The organism is Exiguobacterium sp. s149, assembly GCF_018618395.1.
In the GTDB taxonomy this organism is placed as follows: Bacteria; Bacillota; Bacilli; order Exiguobacteriales; family Exiguobacteriaceae; genus Exiguobacterium; species Exiguobacterium chiriqhucha.
The window spans coordinates 1-21,931 of the sequence record NZ_JACSLZ010000010.1; the positions used below are offsets into that span (position 1 = coordinate 1).

Sequence of the window (21,931 nt, forward strand, 5' to 3'; positions counted from 1 at the left end):
GAATAGGTTCATTATAGCGATTCATGCGCACACGAAAAACCCCGAGTGAGGCACTTTTTTCAAGTGTCCATCATTCGGGGTTCAGTTCATAATTCGTCTGAGGGTCTTTTCTGTTCGTCATATTCAAGTTCTTTCGGCGATTATAATTCTGTACTTCTCACCATTTTCAGACACGTAGTCCAAGTCTTGTCCATACAATGACTTCAGACTCATTTCCTCTATTTCATCTGTAAGATCCATGACAAGGTGTACTGTTCTATCTAGTAACTTCACCAAAACCCCTCCGTTTACGAACGACCGTTCATGTATTTATTTTGTACCCTAAAGATACCATCACATTTTGAATCACAGTCAATAAAATCCAAATATTCAATTATATCTTTGAAGTATATGAAACAACATAAAAATGTTATAAACATACTATAATTATGTTATAAACAAGATATTAGGAACGTTTGTTCCTATTTATGTACTCAGTATGAGCCCAACACAAAATATTTTCAACAATTTTCCCCATTGAGACAATCTGAGATGTTCGACAAAGTCCCAAAAATAGCATATTTTTGTCGAATGATTCTCATTTGAAAAATATGGGTGCTCTATATTCTGAATGGTACACTTATTTTGTATTCGGATAATTACATAGACGCAATGTCCTATTGATTTAGCAAGTAATAAAAAAGTGGCAAGGCGAAACAATCGTCCTGCCACTTTTTCATGTTCAGTAAAACTTTGGAGGGAGATGAATTACATGGGTTGGTGGCAAGATATCATGAACGCCCGGCAGAACCGGGAGGAAGTCGAGCGTTTGACTAAAGAGATCGAACGGATTGAGCTGACGAAGGAAGAGGTTCAGTATTTAGACCTGAAAAAGGAATCAGAATTCATCAAGTGGGAGAATCAAAAAAATCTTCAGTCTCATAAAGAAGAACTGGAGTCTATTACAGAAGCTTTGAAATTAGAACATGGTAAACTTCGTAATGAAATTTCTTCGTTGCAGAGTAAATGTGTTCTATTGAAATCTGATATTGGCGAATACGAAGGAATATTGAATTCACTTGAGCATGGACTTTATTCACCACCGCGTTATTTAAGCGATGAAGATTCATCGGAGAAGTTGAAAGCTAAACTCGGCTCTGTGCGCGCTAAACAAAAAGCTCTTATTAAAAATAAAAATGCAACTACACATCCACCTGCTTACACAGTTGATGGCGACAAAAAGAAAGGTAAGGAATTTGTTAACGACACAATTAAATTGTTACTACGAGCTTTTAATAACGAGTGTGATGTGATTATTTCTGGAGTCAAACACACAAATTTTGAACGATCTGTCGAAAAAGTTCAAAAAAGTTTTCATCAGCTGAACTCCTTGACAGATATGCAAACAGTCTTCATGACAACAGAGTACAAAAAACTAAAAGTCGATGAACTTACTATAATGTATAAATATCGCGTGAAGAAGCAGGAAGAGAAAGAGGAGCAACAAGCCATCAAAGAGCAGATGCGTGAAGAAGCTCGTGTCTTGAAAGAGATTGAGGAGGCTCGGAAAAAGGTCGAAAAAGAAGAGACTCATTTCAAGGCCGCCCTACTCGCTGCACGCACCAAGATCGAGAACGCGAGCGAGTCTGAGCGTACGGCACTCGAGGCGAAGATCGCGGAACTTGAGGCGAAACTTCAAGAAGTCGAAGAGATCAAAGGCGACATCGAGAATCGTGAGCGCAACACGCGCGCCGGTTACGTCTATGTCATTTCGAACATCGGGTCATTCGGGGAACATGTCTACAAAATCAGCATGACCCGTCGTCTCGAGCCGCTCGATCGGATCCGTGAGCTCGGGAGCGCATCGGTTCCGTTCACGTTCGACATCCATGCCATGATTTTCTCAGAGGATGCACCGAACCTCGAGAACAAGCTGCACAAACGTTTCACTGACCGTCGCGTGAACCAGGTCAACTTCCGTAAGGAGTTCTTCAAGGTCAACATCGACGAGGTCGCCGACGTCATCAAGCAGGAATTCGATCAGACGCTTGAAATCACTATGCTCGCGCAGGCTGAAGAGTATAATCGAACGCTTCAAATCATCTCTGAAAAGAAGGTTGCAGTGTATTAAGCTTATTAATAAATTTTACGTTTTGAAACAAGGGGAGAATTTACAGTGCAAATTTTAATGGATGTTCAATTTTTTAAGTGGAACGGAGACTTTGGTTGGTCTGATTTGATCAGTGCAATAGCTGCTATATTAACTTTAATTGCTGTTTTCATAAGTGCCAAAGCATCAAAAAGTGCCCAAAAGTCTGCAGAAATATCTAGTGCAGCTGCTTTGCTAGCTGATGAACAAACAAAATTAATGAGAGAAGAATTGGAGTATAATCAGCTTCCGACCGTTCTCCCTATACAAACACACGCAAAACTTAATCTTCAATCCATTACTTCTTACTCCAAAGAAGATCTAAATCCTTACACTGGTACTATACATTTTTCTTTAGTAAACATCGGACAAGGAAATGCGTACAATATAAACTCTTGGTTCAACTTAGAAGATAAAGATTTCTTGTTTGAACATAATCCAATAAAATCTGGCGTATTATATAATCAACTTTTTAACTCAAGTGGCTATTTACTTCGCTTCGAAAAAGATTATAAAACTAAAGTAATCGGACTTGTAGACACCTTGAATATAACTTTTATTGACGAGGATTCGATTAGAAGATTATCTATAGATGATTCTAAAAACTATAATACATATTTGAGGAACAATGAAACTTTTAAAGTGAATTTCCCTTCGTTTGCTCAGGTGATTATAGTTGATCATGCTCTCAGACGAAAAAATTATTTTCATCAGTACGTTGCAAAAAAAGTAGAGGGATCATTATCAGAGACAATGTCACCTGTTTTAAGAAGTTTTGAAGAGGCAGACTATATTAATTTAATCAATAATTTAACACTCAATGTAAAATACAAGACAGAAAAACAATTGAAAACTAATTCATCCTTACTAATTAAATATAAAATGAGTGTAACAGAGACAAAAATAGAGTCAGTTGTAAGTGCGAGTGTAGCATTTAAAATCTCATTTAACTACCTCAGTGAGGAAATAATCGAAGATGTGAAGCCTGACTTACTTCAAGATTAAACGAAAAAAAGAAGAAACCTTCTACGTAATCTTGCTGCAAAGATACGTAAAAGGTTTCTTTTAATTACTTTTCAGTTTCTGATTCAAGTTCGTCCACAGGGATGAACCAGGCTCTCTTGCCATATGTCTTCGCATAAATCTTTTGTTGGGTGCGAGGGTCAATTCTCCATGCACGAAAAACTCCGTAGCAACCAAACTTCTCACTGTATACCATTTTCGACATATATATCATGTCCCTTCTTTACAAGTTTTTACTTGTAGAAGGGCCGAATATTTTGTTATCATATTTAAGTACACCACTCGGCAAAGTATGTACAAGAACATGATGCAGCAAACAAAATGATGTATCTTAGTTCGTCGGCCCTCTACAAGGGCTATTTTTTTTGCCCATTTTTTTCTCCTCACTTTCGGATGTTATTAAAACGATGCGACGCTACAGACCAAGAAACTCCGCATTGCTCAACAATCTGATCAACGTCCAAATCTGCAATTAGATGTGCCGGAGCTAACAATTCACCAGCGAATTCGTTGGCCTGCCATTCCGGATTTTCGTAAGCCTTGATATTAGGAAGCTTGCCTTGAATACGTGCAAGCTTCCTAATGTCATTATGCAGCACAGCGTGACCAATTTCATGAGCGATGGTGAAACGGTGCCTCGGATTTCCTTTGAGAGCTTGTTCATAAACATCTTCGCGAATCACAATTGTTTTTATATCCGGTAGATACAGAGCGTACTCGTGCATTTCATCTCTATCTACAATTTGCAATTCGTACGCTTCCCCAAAGAAATTGAACATCCCAGCCTCAAGTACATCAATGATGTCTAGATTCATATTCATTCCTTGCCCAAAGATTCCTCTTAATACAAACGCTATATCTCTGATGTCTTTTCGTGATAGTGGCTTCGTTTTATATTGTGATTGTGTCATCGTAACCTCCGGGTTATTGGAATTATTTAAGGATGTCAAAGACTTTTTTCAGTTGTTCCTCAGAAATGTCTTCGGATTTTCTAGCTAATGCTTTGAGCAATACTTGGTTGTTCTCGCCTGTCTCGTTCAAATTAAAGGCGATGAGATTTTCTGTCTCTATGACGGATTCTTTGAGCTCCCATCGTTGGATATCGTCAAATTGATACAGAAGCGGGATTGATGTTTCCCATTCGTTAGGGATAGGACGTTTACCATGTTCGACCGCCGATAGATACGATACGGTCACACCGAGTTTGGAAGCCATGTCTTTCAAGATTTCATTGCGATCAATTCGAAGCTTGCGACAAAACTTCCCGAATGGAGTAAGCATAATAGTTCCTCCTAATGTTGATGATAAATTTTTGAGGCAGTCGGTTATTATCGACTTAGAAAGTCATTTTGCACTTTCTATGTATAATATAAACCTAACTAACCGAACTAGTCAACACTTATAATTTATAGTTCAACAAATTTGTTGAACTAACTTTTTTTATTTTCGATTTGTTTAAAATCGTATCGTCTTATAAACTTATTCCAAAGGAGTGAACATCATGGCAAACAGCAAGAAGAACGAGAAGACCGGCAAATGGGAGGTTCGACTCTCCGGGGTTCAACGAGGAAGGCAAGCGCGTGCAGCGCTACTTCTCCGACGAGCGAAAGAAGACGGTCGAATATTAGGTCGCCGACCAAATCCGAGCGCAGAAGGAAGGCGAGTTCGTCAAGGTACGTCCGAAAGGACGGGTCGGCGAGGTGCTCGATGGCTGGCTCGAGTTTTACATCAAGACGACGATGGCCAAGACGACGTACCACTCATACACGAGTTTAGTCGAGAACGTGCCGGGTTGGTTCAAGCGCCTGAACATGGACAACGTGAAACCGCAGCACTGCCTACGTTTACTCCGTGAATACCTCGACTCTGGCTTACAGCCGAACACCGTCAACATTCGCCGGAGCGTCTATGTCGGCTTCTTCTCCTGGGCGCGCCGTCTGGGCTATTATAAAGGTGACAACCCGATGGCTGCCGTCGAGAAACTGTCGGAGGGCTTAAAAGAATACAAGACGCTCACGCCTGATGAGCTGAGATGTTACCTCGAGACGGCGGATGAGACGATGGCGAATGGTTATCGTACAGCGGTCCACCTGATCGCCTATACCGGCATGCGTGCCCGCGAGGCGACGTCCCTCCGTTGGTCCGACATCGACTTCGACCGGAAACAGATCACGATTGCCCGTACCGCCATCGAGACGAAGGGCGGCTATTCGTTCGAGCAGACCAAAGGGAAAAAGGTGCGGGTCGTCACCATCCCCGACCAGTTGATCCGCTTCCTCGAGAAGTCGCGGCTTCGTCAGAAGTATGACATGGTCAAGTTCGGATGGCGCAACGACGAGGACCTTGTCTGCCTCGGCATCAAGGGCGCCTATGTCTGGTATTCCGGATTGCGACGACGCCATACCCTGACCGTCAAAACGGCCGAGATTCCTGAGATCACGATGCGTGAGTTACGACATACCCATGCGACGCTGCTCATCAAGGCCGGTGTCCATGCGAAGGTCATCCAAGAACGTCTGGGGCATGCCGATGCCAAGACGACGATGGATATCTACGCTCACGTATTGCACACTACTCAGGGAGATACGGCCGAGCTCTTCTCCACCATGATCGAGGACGTAAAAAAACCGCTCTAGGGAGCGGTTTTCGTGTGTCTGCGGCAGAAAAAAATAAAAAGTGTGCAATTAGTGTGCAATGGGTGATTACTTACCCTCTACAAACGTCTCTGTTGAGCGTCTTTTTGGACGTAAACCATAATACTGGTAGTATTGCGTCTCAATATTTCCGTTGTACAGCTTACGGCGTTTCGTCGCTGGACGGCCGTACGCTTTCTCGAAGTCCTCATAGCTCGTCAACATATAGACGCTGTAACCCGGATACTTGGCGAACTGTTGCCCGATCCGCTCGTACAGGTCGATAATTTCTTCTTCGGTCTGCAACCGTTCCCCATATGGCGGGTTCCCGATGATGACGCCGTACTCTTCTTTCGGCTTCAAGGCAGCCGCGTCACTGTGGACGAACGTGATCGCGTCACGGACGTCGGCGAGCTCGGCGTTATCCTTGGCGAGCTTGACCATGCGTGGGTCGAGGTCGATGCCGTAGATTTTAAGCGGTTTGTCCCACTCGGCTGTATCGTTTGCTTCATTGATGGCATCATACCAGGCCTTCTTCGGCACGCACGGCCAGTCTTGTGAACAGAACTCACGGTTGAGACCCGGCGCGATGTTGCGGCCGATGAGCGCCGCCTCGATGGCGAGCGTCCCCGAACCGGTGAAGACGTCGTAGAACGGCATGTCCGGCTTCCAGTTCGTCAGCTGAATCATTGCCGCAGCCATCGTCTCTTTGAGCGGTGCCTGTGAGTGGAGCTCACGGTAACCACGACGGTGAAGCGCGTCACCTGACGTGTCGATCGTGATCGTCGCCACATCTTTCAACAAGGCGACTTCAATCGGATAGTAGGCGCCCGTCTTCGGCAGCCACTCGCCCGGCTTATCGTATCCGCGTTGCATCGCGTCGACAATCGCCTTCTCCGTGATTTTCTGACAGTCGCGGATCGAGAACAACTTCGACTTGACCGAGCGGCCGTCGACGATGAATCGAGCGTCCCACGGCATGAGATCCTTCCAAGGCAATTCGACGACACCGTCGAACAGTTCCGTGAACGTCGTCGCTTTGAACTCGGCGACGACGAGCTTGACGCGGTCTGCCGTCCGGAGCCATAGGTTCAATCGCGGAATGTCTTCCATTTCTGCATCGATATAGACGCGTCCGTTCTCTATCTCACACGTGTAGCCGAGGTCGCGCACTTCTTTGGCGACGAGTGCTTCGATGCCCATCGCTGCGGTGGCAATCAGTTTTCGTTTTGCCATACTATCCCTACTTTCTATAAGTGTTACTCCTAAAATGGTCATGTAAAAAGGAGCTCAAGTAGGATTGCTTGAACTCCTGGTCAATGTTAAATGAGAGACTATGCTGCCCTGTAAGCCATGTTCTGTACTCCGGTGCTCATAACGGTCTCCCTGGCACGATGGAGTGACAATCATCTATCTGCGCCGATTGGCGCCTTCCGTCCCGTTCGGTTCCAGTCAGGAAGTTCCCCTACCATAGTTTGGGTTTCTCGCTCGTGGGGTTTACCTCGTTCCACTCTGAACGTTTCCGATCAGACTCCGTCACTGTGGCACTTTCAAGAAGCTTGCACCATATCCGAGGACTTAGGTGCTTCTTCTGCCGTCAACTTGCGTTGCCTACACTTATCTTTTCGTGTAGCACGATCACTACAGCCATCACAGGCTGTGCGAGCATGGACTTTCCTCAAGACTTGCGTCCCGCGATTGCCCAGACCTCATAGTCACTTTACCCATTGTAGCGGATAACCCGTGAAATGACAACCGAGAACCTGAACTTGATTTTCACCGGCGTCAGCGCTAAAATAAGGCGTGTTCCATTGAACAAGGAGGGATTTTGATGCGTCAAGATGCAAAAAACGGTTGGATTCAACGACTGACCTATGTGATTGAAATCGATGACATTAAAGCGCTCCACCCGAACAACGGCGTGTTCGCCTTCTACCGGAATAATCGACTCGTCCGAGGATTCGAGCCGTTTGACATTAAAGCACCGAATGAACTGTCTAAACGCCCGTATCACTTCGACCATCATAACTTGGCCCACTTACAGGAACGTTTTCCTGAATCGATTCCGACGTTCGACGCGTCGACTCAGACACGTCGCGCATGGAGCGAGGATGTCCGTGTCGGTCTCTGTGAGATTATCGTCGACGGGAAACTGAGTTTTGAACATATCGACGACAACGGCAACGTCTTAGAAGCGAACATTCGTTGGAGCGGTGAAGCCATCACGAAAGTATAAATCAACACCCGGAGCCAGCGCTGGCTCCGGGTGTTTTTTCATGTCGATTCCGCCGAGGTGTCCGTCTCGGCTTGGACCGGTTGTGGCGCATACTTGACCGTCACCACTTTCTCAGAGACGTCGGTCGGTTTCAAGACAACCGTGTAAGCGACGCTTGTGTTGCTCCGGACCGGGAACTTGCCTGGTACATGAAGCGCCTCATAGACGACTTTTTTGTTCGCATCGATTACGGTGACGACCCCTTTTCGCGTCGTCGCCAATTCGAACATACCGACTTCTGTAGCTTTAATCGAAACCATTGTCTTAACCGGACTAATATAAGAAAATGAGCGAGTAAAAGAGCGTTTATACTTTCCATCGGTTACTGCGCCTTGCAAGGTATACTTTCCAGAAGGTAACCAGTCACCAGATGCATACATTGTAAACGGTGAATCTGAAATTGAAAGAGTCTTAACTTTTCGAGTTCCCTGATAAAGTGCATACGTTGATTTTAAGTTCTGTTTCTTCATAGTCGTCATTCTTGCTTCCTTAACGTAGTTACTTTTAATTACTAAAGGTGCCGTAATGGTAATCGGTCTCGGTGTGTGATCGAGGAGCCGCTTCGTGTTCAACTCCGTATATGTCTTACCACTAGCCTTTGGCATCTTTTGAATCAAGCCTTCCACTTCGGCCGGTGTCAAGAACGGATTGACCGACTTGACGAGCGCGAGACCCGACGATACCATCGGCGCGGCCATTGACGTGCCGTCCATATAAACAAAACTATTTTTCACTCCGAGTGAGAGGACATTCACGCCTGGTGCAACGATTTTGACTTGGCTGCTCATATTGCTGAAGTTAGCGACGCGACGGTTCGCATCAATCGCCCCGACCGCGATGACTTCCTTCATATTGGCCGGGAACGAGACGGTCTTCTTCCCATCGTTTCCGGCCGACGCGACGATGATGACTCCTTTAGCTCGGGCCCGGCGAATCGAATCGGCAAGGACTTGATCGTAATCTTGTCCGCCGAGCGACAGGTTGATGATGTTCGCCCCCTTCGCCACGGCCGTATCAACCGCTTTGGCGACGGTCCAAGAATCTGTGTACTCCGAGTTCTTCCCATAGAAGACGTTATAAAAATGATAGCGTACGTTCGGAGCAAGTCCGGCCATCCCAAACTTGTTATGACGACCCGCCATGATGCCGGCCGTATGCGTCCCATGATAATCGACGCTGTATGGCCCTTTCATCGAATTGACGACGCGAGGGACATTATAGAGTTCTTTATGACTACGGTCTGCCGACGAGTCAATCAGAGCGATTACGATGTCTGAAGCACCACGCGTCGTGTTCCACGCCAAATCGGTGCCCGTTTGCTTGATATAATATTGGTTCCCAACCCTCGGCTCGGCCACGACGTAACCATGTTTCTCCAACACGACCGGTTTCGCCGCGTCCACCGACGTCGGCACGAGCAGCGCAAGCGCCGCCATAAGCATCATTTTCTTCATCGCCTACCGCTCCATTCCAAACTTCCTAAGATACCACCATTATCTCAAATTACGGAATCAATTTCCCTTTTTTTTTCGAAAAATAGATTGTGACATTTTTCCGACGCTCACCAATAGTTCGGTTCGTCGGGCTCGTCCATCTCATAGTCGACAATCTTTCCGATGGTCAAATACGTATAATAACGCGCCAGTTCTATCCGATATGGATCGGGTGTGAACCCGTCGAGGTCCTCACCGAGCGGAGAGCCGTCAATCGTCTCGAACTGTTGACAGAAAAACGATTCCGTCTCTTTGTCCCAGACGATATTATCGCCGATATATCCACTACCGAACCGAATATAGTCGATGATGGAAGGGACGATCACCTCGGCCGGGAGCCGTTCACTCATCCGGCCGACCAGTTCATAGCGGTCTCGGTCGACATAGTCGGCCTGATCAAGGGACGTACATTTTAATACTTCCTTGTTGATTTCAATCAACACGACATAATCCCCCGGTTCTATCGATAGCTTCATCTCATCACCTCATCTCAACATCCGCATAGCTCTATCATATTCAAGTATTCGCAATCAATCCACGAAATCCTGTATGCCTGTAAAATTTTCCATCTGGTCGATTCGTACAACATGTCGAATTTTGTTTTTGGTATACTAATTCATATGAATGCAAGAAAGGAAGTGCAACATGGCCAAACGTCCTCTGACCCCTCGCGAGAGTGAATTGATTGCCACCGCCTTGTTCGTCGTCGGACACGTCCCGTACGTTGGGCATATCGACCGTCTCGAATCAATCACACTCCGAGATATCGCCGACGATTATTTGAGCGGAAAAAATTCCGTCACCGACGCCGTAGAGGCGCTCGATCAATACATCTTCGTCCGCCGGCATCGTTTCAAGAATGTCACACCGAACAATCTATGGACGCTCGACGACAAGACCGAGCAAGAAGCGCTCCGCTACATCGTCCGTCGGCCAGAACTGAAAAAAGGCGAGACGCTCAACAAACAGAACCAACCGTTCACGGTCGGTCAGGACATCGAGTTCAAAGTCGATAAGCAACTCGACCGCGGCCAGTTCCGGATTTATATCGGCAAACTGAACGGCTACACGGTCAAAGCCCAGTCGAAAGACAAGGATAAGCTCAAGACGGTCAAAGGATGGATCACCCACCTCGATCGCAAGGACCGTCTCGTCTTCGTCAACATCTCCGAATTCGGACGCGAACCGATCGAGCCAGAAGCCAAGGCTCGACTCGAAGCGATGAGTGCCGGACTGCTCGGCTGGTTCGCCACGGCCACGCTGCCGTCCGAGGCGGAGGCACAGACGGCCAAACAGATGATTGCCACGTTGCAGCGTCGGGACCAACCGTATTGGTTCACGCTGACCGTCGCGATGGACCATCCGAAGCCCGAGCACGTCAAGCGCTGGGGAACGGTCGTCAACCTGCTCGTCAAAGCGAGCGCCGGCGATACGACCGCGCTCGAGACGCTCGAGGCACAAGAAGACAAATATTTCAAAGATGCCTTCCTGCGGGCGCTCCGGGCACTACACAAAGAACTGACCAAAACGACATAACGGCCAGGTGACCTGACAAAGGTCACCTGTTTTCGATGTCTTCACGAGAAAGGAAGAGAGTCATGCACGTACTGATTGTAGAAGACGACCTGGCCATCTTGCATCTGATTGAAACGACGCTGCAGCGGGCCGGTCACACCGTCACCACGGCCATGGACGGAAACGTCGCCGAGCGATTGTTTTTAGAGCGACCTGCAGATGCTGCCGTGATTGACATCCTGTTGCCGGGCCAAGACGGGCGAACGCTCTGTTCACGGCTGAAACGATTGACAGATATCCCAGTCATCCTATTGACCGCCCTCGGGGAATGGGAGGAGAAACGGAGCGGTTTTGAGCACGGGGCTGACGATTACATGACGAAACCGTTCATTCCGGAAGAACTGCTCTTCCGGCTCCAAGCCGTTGCGAAACGTTACGCCAAGAATGCGGCCACGGTTGTCACTGCCGGACCGCTCAAACTCGACTTGCGTGATTATCGGCTCGAACTTCATGAGGAGACGATCCACTTGCCGAAAAAAGAGTTCGAGCTGCTCTATCAGTTGGCAGCATTTCCAAGTCGCGTGTTCACCCGAGATGAATTGATTGAGCAAGTATGGGGCCTCGAGTTTGAAGGCGATGACCGGACGATCGACGTCCACATCAAGCGATTGCGGGGTCGCCTCCGTGACGAAGGCAACATGATTCGGACGGTGCGAGGCGTCGGGTATACGCTCAAGGTGACGCCATGAAGACGCTATACACACGGATTGTCTTGACCGTGTTTATGATTTTATTGTTGTCGGGCGCCATCGCCCTGCTCGTCAGCAACGTCGCCTACTACGTGTGGTGGCAACCGTCCTATAGCGACAAGACCGAACAGACGGCTGAAGCCGCGAAATCGTACTTCGAGACCCATACCGATGGTGAGACGTCTATGTTTTATACACTGCTCGCTCAGACCGGCTATCAGTTGTTCGTCGTACGACCGGACGATACGATTGAACGCTATGGCGGAGCGTTCCGGGATGAGCGGCTCGACACCGACGTCATCGCCTCCATCCGGACCGGCGAAACCTACGACGGGATGCGCACTTATCCGTTCCACTTGTTTTTGCTCGGACTCTTCGACAACGAGGTCGTCAATACGTACGGATTTAGCATCGATGGTGAGGATGCCGTCTTCATCCGTCCCGACCTGAGTGCCCAAATTCGCGAGCTGCATTTATTCGTCGGGTTATTCTTCGCCTTGTTGACCGGGCTCGCCTTCATCTTGATTGCCTTGTCGACGAGTCAACTCGTCCGCCCGTTGCGGACGTTGACCGCGGCGACCGATTCGGTCGCGTCCGGGGGACGGCCGAGTGACCTCCCGCTCGAGCGCAACGATGAGATTGGCACGCTCTCCCGTCGCTTCAACGATATGGTCGACTCGCTTGAAAAATCGGAAGGCGAGCGCAGACGATTTGTCTCGAGCGTCTCCCATGAGTTCCAGACCCCTCTCACTTCCATCAAAGGCTACGCCTCGGAACTCGTCGGGACAACCGACGGTGACGCGAAGGCGCATGCCGCCATCATTCGTGACGAGGCTTCGCGCCTGTCCGAGCTGACGAGACAGTTACTGCTCCTCGCCCGGCTCGACGAGGCCAACGTGTCGTTAACGAAACCGGTCGATGTGCGTGCGTCCATCGAGGATGTCATCCGCCGGCACACGTTCCAACTCGACGAGAAAGGGATTGCTGTCGCCACAGAACTCGATTCGACGCTCATCGTGACCGGCGACCCGCTGTTACTGGCACAAGTGTGGTCCAACTTGCTGACGAACGCGATTCACGCTTCTGCAGACGGTGGCCTCATTACCATCAAGGCGTATCAAGGCGAACGCCCGACCGTCTCGATTCAAGACGTTGGTGTCGGCATGGATGAAGCGACGCAGGCACGGCTGTTCGAACGTTTCTATAAAGGAGACACCTCACGATCCGGACGAGGCACCGGGCTCGGCCTCGCCATCGCCCGAGATATCGTCCACCTGCACGGCGGCACGTTGACGGTCGAATCTCAGCTCGGGTCGGGTACCGTCTTTTACGTCACGTTGTAGTCATGTTCATATTCCGTTCATCTTGGTCGGTTATGCTTCCTTCATCGCTATGAAGGAGGCTTTTTTTATGAATTTAGGATTGAAAGAAATGTGGCGGCAAAAACGAAAATTTTCTCTCATCTTCGTGATCACGCTACTCATCGTCTTGTTGTCGACATTGATCACCGGACTCGCGGACGGCCTGGCTTATGATAACGGGGCCACCTTGCGTGAACTCGATGTCGAGTCGTTTCAACTGGCCGATGATGCCGACGGGCAATTGACCCGCTCGTTCATCGAACTGCCGACGCCCGATGCGCTCACCCCGCTCGGCGTCAAATCGATGACGCTCGTCCATGGGACGAAAAAACAGGATGCCACATTATTCACACTACCGAAAGATTCGACAATCGGCCCCGAGCTTGACCTCGCCGTCGGGGACGTGCTCGTCGACCCAAGTTTTCTCGGTGACGTCGAGATCGGAGATACGGTTCGCGACTTTACGTCCGGGTATGCATTCACCGTCGTCGGGACGACGGGCGGTCGCTATAGCCACGCCCCGGTCATCTGGGCAACACAGGACACGTGGAAAGCGTTCCAGACGTCTAGTGGTCAGCCCGCCTACGTCTCGGCCTGGCTCGGGAAGGCTGACACCTCACTCGCGCCGATGACGAAACAGGAAGTCGTTGAGGCCGTCCCTGGGTATACGGCAGAGCAAGGCACATTCATGATGATGCGCGGCTTCTTGCTGTTCATCGGAGCGTTCATCTTGACCGCGTTCTTTTATATGTTGACGCTCCAAAAGCTCCCGGAGCTCGGGATTTTGAAAGCAATCGGGATTCGTCCCCGTGTGATCGGCACGGCACTCGTCATCCAGGTCATGGTCACAGTGCTCACGGCGAGCCTGCTAGCCACGGTGCTGACAGGGCTCACCGGCACGTTCGTCCCCGACGCCATCCCGTTCCGGTTCGACTTGGGCAACGTGCTCGCATATGGTGCGATCATGGCCGTCCTCTCACTCATCGGGACGCTGTTGCCACTTTGGAAATTACGCCGGCTTGACGCCGCCGACGCGCTAGGAGGAATTGGACAATGAAATTGACGAATATTTGCCATACGTATGACGGACAGCCCATTTTGCGTGGCATCAATTTACAGGTCGAGCCCGGGGAATGTATCGGCATCATCGGACCGAGCGGGAGCGGGAAGAGCACGTTGCTCCAAATTCTTGGTTTATTGAAACAACCTGATGTTGGGCACATCGAGCTTGAGGGACGGGAGTTGCTCGCTGCGAGTGAAGAAGAACGACGCTTGCTTCGCTTGAATGAAATCGGCTTCGTGTTTCAGCAGGCCCACCTCGTTCCATATTTGACGGTTCGAGAACAACTCGAGCTCGTCCAGGCCGACAGCGAATCCAAACAAGACCCGCTCCACCTGCTCGACGTCCTCGGTCTGAGTCATCGCCTCAATCAACTGCCGAAACACTTGTCGGGCGGCGAACGGCAGCGTGTCGCCGTCGCCCGTGCCCTCATCAATCGGCCTCGGCTCTTGTTGGCCGATGAACCGACAGCGAGCCTCGATTTCGAGAACGGGCGCCGGGTCATGGAGTTGCTCGTCGCTGAAGCACGTAATCACGGACGTCGAGTCCTCGTCATCACTCACGATGAACGCATGCTAGACGTCTGCGACCGGGTCCTGTTGCTTCAGGACGGACAGCTTCAACCCTCGCCCCGACACTAACAAAAAGGGAAGACCGCGTCGGTCGCGGCCTTCCCTTTTTGTTGTTCAAGTATGTCACATGGCGTGCACGCGAGGCGGCAGCTCGACCCACTCGCCCGATAGATGGTCCAAATGATGCGTCAGCCAAGCGTTGAAACCGATGACGAGCGTCAATCGACCCGCTTCATCGATGCCCGCCGAGACGACACGAATCAATCTCTCCTCGATATGTTGCGAGACGAGAGTAATGCGGGCGAGCGCGAGCACAGACCGGACAATTTCGTCCGCCGACACGTCGATGGAAACGGCGATGTCCGGGACCGATAGTTCGATTGCCTGCCCAGGCCGACATAAGTAGCGGTCAATTAACACGTCCAAGACGATTCCATGTTGCCGTTCCCCGTTCGTCGGAGCGCGATAAAACGTCACCCCGTCAGTCGTCGTATAATCCGTCTGTCCCATCAAACATGCCTGTAAAAATTGATACATCGCCTGTCGCTCCATCGGTTCATATCCTCCCACTTGGTGACTATTCGCTACCATCATATGTGGCAACTCTATTCGGCACAATGTGTCTTATCTTACATAAGCCTTGGCGTTCCGTCATTGAAAACTCACCATGATCCATATGGCACGTGAATTGGGAACGCGTTTTCGGGTACAATAATGGAGAAAGGAGCGGTTCACATGCAGAAGAGATGGAAGGTTGGACTCGCAACATTATTCACTGGCTATTATGCCATCAGCTACTATGCGTTCAAACGCATGACACGAGGGAAACGCAAGACGCCCGAGATGCTGTTGGCCCCCTACACGAAGGAAGATCAATCCTTTTATCACGACGTGCCATTTGAGCACGTCTCGCTCCGCTCGCAAGACGGATATCGCCTCTATGGGCGTGTCTACCGAAACGAAGGCTCATCGAAGTGGATCGTCTTCGTGCATGGCTATACGGCGTCCCACAGCTTCATGGCCCCGCATTTGGCGATGTTCCATCGCCTCGGCTACAATCTGCTCGCCGTCGATTTGCGGTCCCACGGCGAATCCGAGGGCGTGTACGCCTCGTACGGCTATCATGAGAAACATGACATCGTAGATTGGGTCGACTGGTTGCGGGTTAATGAGTCCGTCTCCGAGGTCGGGCTGCATGGCGTGTCGATGGGCGCCGCCTCGATTTTACAGGCCGGTCCATTGACAGATGTCGATTTTTTGATTGCCGAGTGCCCGTTCGACGACATGAGACAACTCATGCGCCATCAGTTGAACGTCTTACACCGACTGCCTGGTGATTTGTTGTTGCCGGGAATCAATTACTTCCTTTGGACGCGAGCCGGATTCCGGATGCACCAAGTCCGACCGAAACGAGCGCTCGCGGCAATCGATGTGCCGGTCTTGTTCATCCATGGGACAGAGGATGATTTCGTCCCTACCTGGATGTCCGTCGAGATGAATGCGCTCAATCGCAAAAATGAGATCGCCCTCATCCACGGCGCGGAACATACGAACTGTATTTTGAAAGACCAGCCCGCGTATGAGGCGGCCGTCAGTCAGTTTCTGAATCGACGACGTGAATCGGTCCAGCAATAAAATCGAGCAAGGCATGAACGATCATCACCGGCCAGAGGATACCCATCGCCACATATAAATAACCGAGCCCCCACCCGACGAGACCGGTCACGAGGATGCCTCGGACACCTTGATAAGCGTGGGCCAACCCGAATAACGCTCCGCCGATCAAGGCGAGCATCAGGGGCGAGACGTCCACCCACAATGTGACCGTATAGAGCAGCACGCCACGGAAGATGAACTCTTCGGTCACTCCGGCCGTCCAAGACACGGCGCCCCACGCTCTCGCCTCCTGAATCGTCTGAGGCAACAGCAACCGTTCAATCTCGAGCTCATAATATGGCCGTAACCGGCGCCGCAAACCTGGGGACGTTTTCACGAGCAGATAGAACGCAATCAATGCCGAGATGAGGACACTCGTCAAAAAGAAGAACTGCCAGGCGCGCAAATCCCCTTCAGCCGGGGCGAAGCCAAGCCCGACTGCTTCAGGCGGGACCTGGAACAAAAAGACGAGGGCGAGCAACAGCAAGCAGAGTCCCCACGCCGATTTGATGGTCTGATCGTACACGCGGCTTCGCCCGAGCGTTTCAATCATCGGTTTCATCAACCGGGCGTTGAACAACTGGACAATCAATAAGTACACGAGAATGATGGTAAAGACGGCCTGTTCGAGCATGAATATCCACTCCTGTCCTTCCTGTTAGCTATATGCTACACTATTCGGGTATTGTCTAGAAAGCTAGGAGGCGGAATCTTGAAACGATTGATTTTGCGACTGACCGGTCTCTTGCTTGTGATCGTGCTGTGCCTCGGCGCAATCGGCTGGTTTGGTCAACATGATAAAGTGAACAACGCCCTTTACCGGGCCTATTACGGGGATCATGGCATCCCCGCCGTCCATCGTGACGTTTATGAGGATGCGGCGGCGACCTATGACGTCGATTGGCGACTCCTCGCCGCGGTCCATCGCGTCGAGACGATTTTCTCCCATAGCTCATCGATGCGTTCATCGGTCGGGGCGATTGGTCCGTTCCAATTCATGCCGCGGACGTGGCTCGGTTGGCAGTACGACACCAACGACCAAAAAGGAGATGTCCCCGAGGATGAAGTCGATTTGACAGACCTCGCCCTTATCGAACAGTATGGCGGTCTCGGACGGGACGGCAACAACGACGGTCAGGCCGACCCGCACAGTCTCGTCGATTCGGCCCATACGGCCGCATATTATTTGAGTGAGCACGGTGGGACGACGGCAGACTCGACGGATTCGATTCGGAACGCCATCTTCGAGTACAACCGAAGTGAGCAGTATGTCAACGATGTGATGTCGTTTTATGAGTCATATCAAACTGACGTGTCTTATTTACCAGATGACAAGGCGTCGGCGACGCAACAAGTCGCCCGCTATACGATTCGCTATTTGGAATGGTTCGCCGGCTGGGTCTGACCTGGCACTATTTGAGCAAAAGTGAGGAAACATTATGAACACCCATATCGAGGAAGTGACGATTCGCGTCAAGTCGGTCTTCAATGAGGACAAGACGAAACGATATATGCGAACGTACGAATTCACCGATGTCGTCGACGGCGTCATCTGTGCCGTCATTATCTACTCGCCCCGGATGAGCGATGCCTTCTTGTCCGGCACGACCACGCAGCGGGCGTATATGCTCATGCGTAACCATCTCGATCAACCAATTCGTGAGATGCGCGTTATCAGTCTCGTCCCGACGCTTGCCATCAATGACAATCTGCCTTACGTCGAGTCTCAGCTTGACGAGGTCAACTTTCATTACGTGGAGGAAACGCTCGACGAGGTTGAGGCGACCGGCGGGATGATCATCGTCGGCTGGGGCTCTCCAGGACGCTTGATGCACCATGCGACTCCGTATAAGACGCTGTTCGCCGACCATGAGGCTCATATGTTCTGTATCGGTACGACGTCCAAAGGCGAGCCGCAACAGATTCGTATGGCCAACGAGAACACTGTGCTCGAGGCGTTCAATAACGAATCGGTCAAACCGAAGTTTAGAATCGTGAAAGAAACGAAACAAGACGACTCCGAGTGAGTCGTCTTGTTTCGTTTATATGCCAATCCATACGCTCACTCCGAACAATACAATCAAGAGCGACGCCAACAGAAAGTCGTACCGAGTGATGGCGACGACTTCATACGTCGCTCGTGGTTCGCCCGTGAACCCGCGTGCCTCCATCGAGAACGCGATGCGTTCCGCTTGTCGGATCGATCCTGCCAGAAGCGGGATGATTAAATTCGGAACGTGCCGAATGTGATCGAGTCGCGTCTCTAAACGAACGCCTCGCAAAGCATGCGTTTCATACAGCTGCATCAGTTCATGCTTCAAAATCGGAAAGAAACGAAAGCCGACGAAGACACTGTAAGCGATTTTAGGCGACAACTTCCCTTGTTGCATCAAGCTGTAGACGAACCGTTTGGGGTCCGTCGTCAGTGTGAATAGGAGTGATAACGCGGTGAATGCTAATACCCGTAAGGAGAGCGTCGATGCTAGCATCACATTTTCGACGGTCACGTCGTTGCCGAACAGCGTGAACATGACCTCCCCGCCCGCCTCTTTTCCAAAGACGAGCGTCGTCCACAATGTCCCGAGCGCGGTGAATAAAAACGGAATCATGAACAGCCCCCAGCGTTTCCAGTTCACGTTAGAAAAGAGAATTTGAAGTATAAGCGTTCCGATGAATACAGCAAGCGGCGTCCATGGATTGTACATAAAGGCGAGACCGAACATGAGCAACGTGACGGTCAGAAATTTAATCGTCGGGTTCATCTCATGAAACGTCATCACGATTCCTCCAGCAATAAACCGTGAGCTTGTAGAAGCTCTGTCTCATTCCAGAGCGATGCATCATATGGCCCACTCAAGTAACCTTCACGCATCAAGTAATATGTGTTCGCGATTCTGGCGAAACTAAGGTCGTGCGTCACAAACAGAACCGTCTGGCCGGCGCGGGTTCGTTCAACCATCAATTCATAAAGCGCACGAAGCGATATCTCATCCTGTCCAGCAGTTGGTTCATCGAACGCGATGAGCCGTTTATTCGAGAGCATCATCACCCCGATGGCGAGCCTTCGTTTTTGACCGTGACTAAGCGAGAGTGGATGGTCGTTACGAAACGGTCCAAGCCCGAGCCGGTTCATGATGTCCTCAATCGGACGATTATGGCCATATGCGAGTTCACGTGTCACATCACTCGTGATAAACAGACGAGCCGGAGATTGTGGGACGAGTCCGACTTCTTGATGTTCGCGGGCAAGGCTCTTGAGCCAAGTCGATTTGCCACTGCCGTTTCGACCAAGTACGGCAATGAGATCACCCTCGGCGACGGTCAGCTCGCTCGCTGCTAGTTTGAATGTTATTCGTTTCAATTGCGGTACGTGAAATAAAACAGTATTTCCTTGTGTCACCTTAACCGGAGAGAACGTATAATCCGGGCGGGCAACGAACGGTCCGTCATAGTTGATGCGTCCGTTCACGAGCTCCACTTCTCTATCGAAGAACCCGCCCCATAGGAAGGGTCGATGTTCGATGACGACAACGTTTACCGTCTGTGCGACGTTGTCGAGCCACTGAACGAAACGGGTTGAGGTTTCGGGATCAAGGTGCGCGAGCGGCTCATCGAGTAGTAGCCATTCCGGCTTCCCGATCAAAGCACAGGCGACAGCGATTTGTTGCTTTTCACCACCTGACAGGTCATGAATGACTCGGTCACGATAATCGGTCAACTGCAATTCCGCTAAAATCGTGGCCACACGCGCCATCATCTCGTCCCTCGCCACGGCAAAATTTTCAAGTGTGAAAATCAATTCCTCCTCGACCGTCTGCATGACGAATTGACTGTCAGGATCTTGAAACACCGTTCCAACACGACGATTCACCTCACCAGCTGTATACGTGTCGTAAGAGCGGTCAAACAAATGTAATTTGCCTGTCACGATGCCATCGCAGTTATCCGGGTACAGACGATTCATCAAAGAGAACAATGTCGATTTCCCCGATCCGCTCGCCCCTGTGATGAGCGTCCTCCCAGCCGTTAATTGAAGCGTGATGTCTGTCAATACTTCGCGCTGTTTGTCCGGATAGCGGAACGCCAGCTGTTCTGCCTCAACCATGTACTCGTCCCTTACGCGCGAGGGCATACCCTTCGAGCGCACCCGTACGAAGCAACAAGTCGCTCAAAATCTTACCTCCCAGACCGGCAATGAGCATTCCGCTTGTCGCACGTAACGCGAACATCGTCGCTACGTATGTCGGACTGAGGGCAACGAGTCCACCCATGACATACGTATACGCGAAACTCGTCGCAGCTGCACCAAATCCGGCCAGCATGAGCACCCAAAGGTCATATCGCTTGTAGCCCGTGACCGCAAACGCCGCTTCAGCACCAAGTCCTTGAATGATCCCGACTAAAATAATACGAGGTCCAATCGCGTTACCAATCATCATCTCAATCGTCGCCGCAAGCACTTCTGACAAAAATGCTGCGCCAGGTCGGCGGATGATATAAGCCGCAATAATCGAGACGATGAACCAAATCCCAAAAATCCATTCGTACGCGATTGGTCCAATCAAGCCTGCCCATAGATTCCCGACATGGACGAACGCCAAATAGACGACAGCGAATACGACCGATAAAATGGCCAACAAGACGATTTCTTTTAACTTCCACGACTTAAGCATGCTGCTGTCCCTCGTGTGACGGGCTGTTCACGCTGAACGTGACCGTCATGACGACATGGCTCGTCTTCGCACGGACGCGGTCGAACGTCGCCTCGTAAAATGAAAACACCGGTTCGATGTCGCCGTGAATACCCGAGGCATAATGCATCGAGTCATTGAAAACGCCACGCTCTTTCGCAAACGCAATTTCTTCGTAGATGATGTCCATATACTTCGGGTCCCCGAGCGGATAGAGTGCAAATTGTGAAGATACGTACTGCGAGCCCGCCGTGCCATTCCCCGGCTCAGTCGTCACGTCGAGCAGATTGTCTCCTGCCGTGTCGCCTGGGCAGCCGACCGAGAACGTCCCGCTCATCGACACATGTTCTCCTGTCTTCGTCGCATGTGACAGGACGGCTTTGGCCACATCGAACACATGCTCACTTCGTCCACGGATGACCGTCGAGACGTCGTCGGTATGTCGCCAGACGTTTTGCAAGTTCGTCTCCTTCAATGCCCCTTTGATGACACTCACAAAATCAGACGTCATTGGGCTCAGCGTAAAGCGGAATCCGACGATCGGACTCCTTTCACATTGATTGTTCATGTTCTATTCCCCCTTAATTGTATGTACACAAAAAAGCCGCATCCATGAGAATGCGGCCACTCGTCCAATTTACAAATCCATTAGAAAAAGTGCCACACTTCCTCACGCCGGTATTACCCGGATCGAGTCATAAGGGATTGGAGCCATGCTCACATCTCAGCCGAAGCACCCCTAGTGTAGTCCAATGTATGCGGTTGTCTATGCAAC

Annotated in this window: 23 protein-coding genes, 1 other RNA gene and 1 riboswitch; of the genes, 12 read left to right on the plus strand and 12 right to left on the minus strand. The window is 50.3% G+C overall.

Translation table 11 applies throughout. The features are described from left to right. Positions 1 to 751: 751 nt before the first annotated feature. Both KNP81_RS12350 and KNP81_RS12355 read left to right on the plus strand, forming a co-directional pair. Positions 752 to 2,110, plus strand: coding sequence for an SNIPE associated domain-containing protein (locus KNP81_RS12350; protein ID WP_214720165.1), 1,359 nt, complete (start codon positions 752 to 754; stop codon positions 2,108 to 2,110). A gap of 45 nt (positions 2,111 to 2,155) precedes the next feature. Then, entirely contained in the window at positions 2,156 to 3,133 is a 978-nt protein-coding gene (locus tag KNP81_RS12355; protein WP_214720166.1) for a hypothetical protein, read from the plus strand. Between the two features lie 401 nt (positions 3,134 to 3,534). On the opposite strand, the gene KNP81_RS12360 is transcribed toward KNP81_RS12355, so the two are convergent. Next, the gene (locus KNP81_RS12360) at positions 3,535 to 4,062 is read right to left on the minus strand and encodes an ImmA/IrrE family metallo-endopeptidase (RefSeq protein WP_214720167.1); all 528 of its coding nucleotides are present in this window, start codon (positions 4,060 to 4,062) and stop codon (positions 3,535 to 3,537) included. A 22-nt stretch (positions 4,063 to 4,084) separates the two neighbouring features. Continuing rightward, a complete protein-coding gene (locus KNP81_RS15340; protein ID WP_251128792.1) occupies positions 4,085 to 4,432 on the minus strand; it encodes a helix-turn-helix domain-containing protein in 348 nt (115 codons plus the stop codon). 419 nt (positions 4,433 to 4,851) lie between these two features. Between KNP81_RS15340 and KNP81_RS12370 the strand changes: the two genes are divergently transcribed. Next, positions 4,852 to 5,787 (plus strand): tyrosine-type recombinase/integrase, encoded by a 936-nt coding sequence (locus KNP81_RS12370; RefSeq protein WP_214720168.1) that lies wholly within the window; start codon positions 4,852 to 4,854, stop codon positions 5,785 to 5,787. Positions 5,788 to 5,853: 66 nt separating this feature from the next. On the opposite strand, the gene KNP81_RS12375 is transcribed toward KNP81_RS12370, so the two are convergent. Both KNP81_RS12375 and rnpB read right to left on the minus strand, forming a co-directional pair. Then, a complete protein-coding gene (locus tag KNP81_RS12375; RefSeq protein WP_214720169.1) occupies positions 5,854 to 7,020 on the minus strand; it encodes a THUMP domain-containing class I SAM-dependent RNA methyltransferase in 1,167 nt (388 codons plus the stop codon). A 106-nt stretch (positions 7,021 to 7,126) separates the two neighbouring features. Then, positions 7,127 to 7,494, minus strand: an RNA gene (gene rnpB / locus KNP81_RS12380) — RNase P RNA component class B. A gap of 121 nt (positions 7,495 to 7,615) precedes the next feature. Here rnpB and KNP81_RS12385 point away from each other — a divergent pair. Further along, on the plus strand, positions 7,616 to 8,020 hold the full coding sequence (locus KNP81_RS12385; RefSeq protein ID WP_214720170.1) for a hypothetical protein: 405 nt from the start codon (positions 7,616 to 7,618) through the stop codon (positions 8,018 to 8,020). Between the two features lie 38 nt (positions 8,021 to 8,058). On the opposite strand, the gene KNP81_RS12390 is transcribed toward KNP81_RS12385, so the two are convergent. Both KNP81_RS12390 and KNP81_RS12395 read right to left on the minus strand, forming a co-directional pair. Further along, the gene (locus KNP81_RS12390; protein WP_214720171.1) at positions 8,059 to 9,513 is read right to left on the minus strand and encodes a S8 family peptidase; all 1,455 of its coding nucleotides are present in this window, start codon (positions 9,511 to 9,513) and stop codon (positions 8,059 to 8,061) included. A 107-nt stretch (positions 9,514 to 9,620) separates the two neighbouring features. Further along, positions 9,621 to 10,028, minus strand: coding sequence for a hypothetical protein (locus KNP81_RS12395; RefSeq protein WP_214720172.1), 408 nt, complete (start codon positions 10,026 to 10,028; stop codon positions 9,621 to 9,623). Between the two features lie 169 nt (positions 10,029 to 10,197). Here KNP81_RS12395 and KNP81_RS12400 point away from each other — a divergent pair, with 169 nt between their 5' ends. From KNP81_RS12400 to KNP81_RS12420, 5 genes are all read left to right on the plus strand, one after another. After that, complete coding sequence (locus KNP81_RS12400; protein ID WP_214720173.1) at positions 10,198 to 11,088, plus strand: hypothetical protein; 891 nt, start codon at positions 10,198 to 10,200, stop codon at positions 11,086 to 11,088. Between the two features lie 62 nt (positions 11,089 to 11,150). Next, positions 11,151 to 11,816, plus strand: a complete 666-nt coding sequence (locus KNP81_RS12405) for a response regulator transcription factor (RefSeq protein WP_214720174.1) — start codon at positions 11,151 to 11,153, stop codon at positions 11,814 to 11,816. Beyond that, positions 11,813 to 13,159, plus strand: coding sequence for a sensor histidine kinase (locus KNP81_RS12410; RefSeq protein ID WP_214720175.1), 1,347 nt, complete (start codon positions 11,813 to 11,815; stop codon positions 13,157 to 13,159). Before KNP81_RS12405 ends, KNP81_RS12410 begins: the two co-directional genes overlap by 4 nt. Before the next feature lie 67 nt (positions 13,160 to 13,226). Continuing rightward, the gene (locus KNP81_RS12415; RefSeq protein WP_214720176.1) at positions 13,227 to 14,234 is read left to right on the plus strand and encodes an ABC transporter permease; all 1,008 of its coding nucleotides are present in this window, start codon (positions 13,227 to 13,229) and stop codon (positions 14,232 to 14,234) included. After that, positions 14,231 to 14,878: an ABC transporter ATP-binding protein gene (locus tag KNP81_RS12420; protein WP_214720177.1), complete on the plus strand. Its 648-nt coding sequence runs from the start codon at positions 14,231 to 14,233 to the stop codon at positions 14,876 to 14,878. The genes KNP81_RS12415 and KNP81_RS12420 overlap by 4 nt, the downstream gene beginning before the upstream one ends. A 54-nt stretch (positions 14,879 to 14,932) precedes the next feature. Here KNP81_RS12420 and KNP81_RS12425 read toward each other — a convergent pair whose 3' ends face one another. Then, complete coding sequence (locus tag KNP81_RS12425; protein ID WP_214720178.1) at positions 14,933 to 15,361, minus strand: hypothetical protein; 429 nt, start codon at positions 15,359 to 15,361, stop codon at positions 14,933 to 14,935. A gap of 183 nt (positions 15,362 to 15,544) precedes the next feature. Here KNP81_RS12425 and KNP81_RS12430 point away from each other — a divergent pair, with 183 nt between their 5' ends. Beyond that, positions 15,545 to 16,444 carry an alpha/beta hydrolase gene (locus KNP81_RS12430; RefSeq protein ID WP_021067521.1) on the plus strand — a complete coding sequence of 300 codons (900 nt, stop codon included), beginning with the start codon at positions 15,545 to 15,547 and terminating at the stop codon, positions 16,442 to 16,444. Here the strand turns inward: KNP81_RS12430 and KNP81_RS12435 are convergent. Continuing rightward, the gene (locus KNP81_RS12435) at positions 16,401 to 17,099 is read right to left on the minus strand and encodes a CPBP family intramembrane glutamic endopeptidase (protein ID WP_214720179.1); all 699 of its coding nucleotides are present in this window, start codon (positions 17,097 to 17,099) and stop codon (positions 16,401 to 16,403) included. The two genes, KNP81_RS12430 and KNP81_RS12435, sit on opposite strands and share 44 nt — an antisense overlap. Before the next feature lie 78 nt (positions 17,100 to 17,177). On the opposite strand from KNP81_RS12435, the gene KNP81_RS12440 reads away from it, so the two are divergent. Beyond that, complete coding sequence (locus KNP81_RS12440) at positions 17,178 to 17,870, plus strand: lytic transglycosylase domain-containing protein (RefSeq protein WP_251128793.1); 693 nt, start codon at positions 17,178 to 17,180, stop codon at positions 17,868 to 17,870. Between the two features lie 34 nt (positions 17,871 to 17,904). After that, a complete protein-coding gene (locus KNP81_RS12445) occupies positions 17,905 to 18,492 on the plus strand; it encodes a DUF1643 domain-containing protein (RefSeq protein ID WP_021067524.1) in 588 nt (195 codons plus the stop codon). A gap of 15 nt (positions 18,493 to 18,507) precedes the next feature. Here KNP81_RS12445 and KNP81_RS12450 read toward each other — a convergent pair whose 3' ends face one another. Genes KNP81_RS12450 through KNP81_RS12465 form a run of 4 tightly spaced genes read right to left on the minus strand, consistent with a single transcriptional unit; the run spans position 18,508 to position 21,724 of the window. Next, on the minus strand, positions 18,508 to 19,242 hold the full coding sequence (locus KNP81_RS12450; RefSeq protein ID WP_214720180.1) for an energy-coupling factor transporter transmembrane component T family protein: 735 nt from the start codon (positions 19,240 to 19,242) through the stop codon (positions 18,508 to 18,510). Next, positions 19,242 to 20,570 (minus strand): ABC transporter ATP-binding protein, encoded by a 1,329-nt coding sequence (locus tag KNP81_RS12455; RefSeq protein ID WP_214720181.1) that lies wholly within the window; start codon positions 20,568 to 20,570, stop codon positions 19,242 to 19,244. The genes KNP81_RS12450 and KNP81_RS12455 overlap by 1 nt, the downstream gene beginning before the upstream one ends. Beyond that, positions 20,563 to 21,138 carry an ECF transporter S component gene (locus KNP81_RS12460; RefSeq protein ID WP_214720182.1) on the minus strand — a complete coding sequence of 192 codons (576 nt, stop codon included), beginning with the start codon at positions 21,136 to 21,138 and terminating at the stop codon, positions 20,563 to 20,565. The genes KNP81_RS12455 and KNP81_RS12460 overlap by 8 nt, the downstream gene beginning before the upstream one ends. Next, a complete protein-coding gene (locus tag KNP81_RS12465; protein WP_214720183.1) occupies positions 21,131 to 21,724 on the minus strand; it encodes a YkoF family thiamine/hydroxymethylpyrimidine-binding protein in 594 nt (197 codons plus the stop codon). The genes KNP81_RS12460 and KNP81_RS12465 overlap by 8 nt, the downstream gene beginning before the upstream one ends. A gap of 82 nt (positions 21,725 to 21,806) precedes the next feature. Then, a riboswitch (TPP riboswitch) is annotated at positions 21,807 to 21,907 on the minus strand. Positions 21,908 to 21,931: the final 24 nt, after the last annotated feature.

What these genes read in the sequence shown, in the direction of transcription:
- KNP81_RS12350 (WP_214720165.1), top strand. Translation starts at nt 752, where the DNA reads ATGGGTTGGTGGCAAGATATCATGAACGCCCGGCAGAACCGGGAGGAA.
- KNP81_RS12360 (WP_214720167.1), bottom strand. Translation starts at nt 4,062, where the DNA reads ATGACACAATCACAATATAAAACGAAGCCACTATCACGAAAAGACATC.
- KNP81_RS15340 (WP_251128792.1), bottom strand. Translation starts at nt 4,432, where the DNA reads ATGCTTACTCCATTCGGGAAGTTTTGTCGCAAGCTTCGAATTGATCGC.
- KNP81_RS12375 (WP_214720169.1), bottom strand. Translation starts at nt 7,020, where the DNA reads ATGGCAAAACGAAAACTGATTGCCACCGCAGCGATGGGCATCGAAGCA.
- KNP81_RS12385 (WP_214720170.1), top strand. Translation starts at nt 7,616, where the DNA reads ATGCGTCAAGATGCAAAAAACGGTTGGATTCAACGACTGACCTATGTG.
- KNP81_RS12390 (WP_214720171.1), bottom strand. Translation starts at nt 9,513, where the DNA reads ATGAAGAAAATGATGCTTATGGCGGCGCTTGCGCTGCTCGTGCCGACG.
- KNP81_RS12395 (WP_214720172.1), bottom strand. Translation starts at nt 10,028, where the DNA reads ATGAAGCTATCGATAGAACCGGGGGATTATGTCGTGTTGATTGAAATC.
- KNP81_RS12400 (WP_214720173.1), top strand. Translation starts at nt 10,198, where the DNA reads ATGGCCAAACGTCCTCTGACCCCTCGCGAGAGTGAATTGATTGCCACC.
- KNP81_RS12405 (WP_214720174.1), top strand. Translation starts at nt 11,151, where the DNA reads ATGCACGTACTGATTGTAGAAGACGACCTGGCCATCTTGCATCTGATT.
- KNP81_RS12410 (WP_214720175.1), top strand. Translation starts at nt 11,813, where the DNA reads ATGAAGACGCTATACACACGGATTGTCTTGACCGTGTTTATGATTTTA.
- KNP81_RS12415 (WP_214720176.1), top strand. Translation starts at nt 13,227, where the DNA reads ATGAATTTAGGATTGAAAGAAATGTGGCGGCAAAAACGAAAATTTTCT.
- KNP81_RS12420 (WP_214720177.1), top strand. Translation starts at nt 14,231, where the DNA reads ATGAAATTGACGAATATTTGCCATACGTATGACGGACAGCCCATTTTG.
- KNP81_RS12425 (WP_214720178.1), bottom strand. Translation starts at nt 15,361, where the DNA reads ATGGAGCGACAGGCGATGTATCAATTTTTACAGGCATGTTTGATGGGA.
- KNP81_RS12430 (WP_021067521.1), top strand. Translation starts at nt 15,545, where the DNA reads ATGCAGAAGAGATGGAAGGTTGGACTCGCAACATTATTCACTGGCTAT.
- KNP81_RS12435 (WP_214720179.1), bottom strand. Translation starts at nt 17,099, where the DNA reads ATGCTCGAACAGGCCGTCTTTACCATCATTCTCGTGTACTTATTGATT.
- KNP81_RS12445 (WP_021067524.1), top strand. Translation starts at nt 17,905, where the DNA reads ATGAACACCCATATCGAGGAAGTGACGATTCGCGTCAAGTCGGTCTTC.
- KNP81_RS12450 (WP_214720180.1), bottom strand. Translation starts at nt 19,242, where the DNA reads ATGACGTTTCATGAGATGAACCCGACGATTAAATTTCTGACCGTCACG.
- KNP81_RS12455 (WP_214720181.1), bottom strand. Translation starts at nt 20,570, where the DNA reads ATGGTTGAGGCAGAACAGCTGGCGTTCCGCTATCCGGACAAACAGCGC.
- KNP81_RS12460 (WP_214720182.1), bottom strand. Translation starts at nt 21,138, where the DNA reads ATGCTTAAGTCGTGGAAGTTAAAAGAAATCGTCTTGTTGGCCATTTTA.
- KNP81_RS12465 (WP_214720183.1), bottom strand. Translation starts at nt 21,724, where the DNA reads ATGAACAATCAATGTGAAAGGAGTCCGATCGTCGGATTCCGCTTTACG.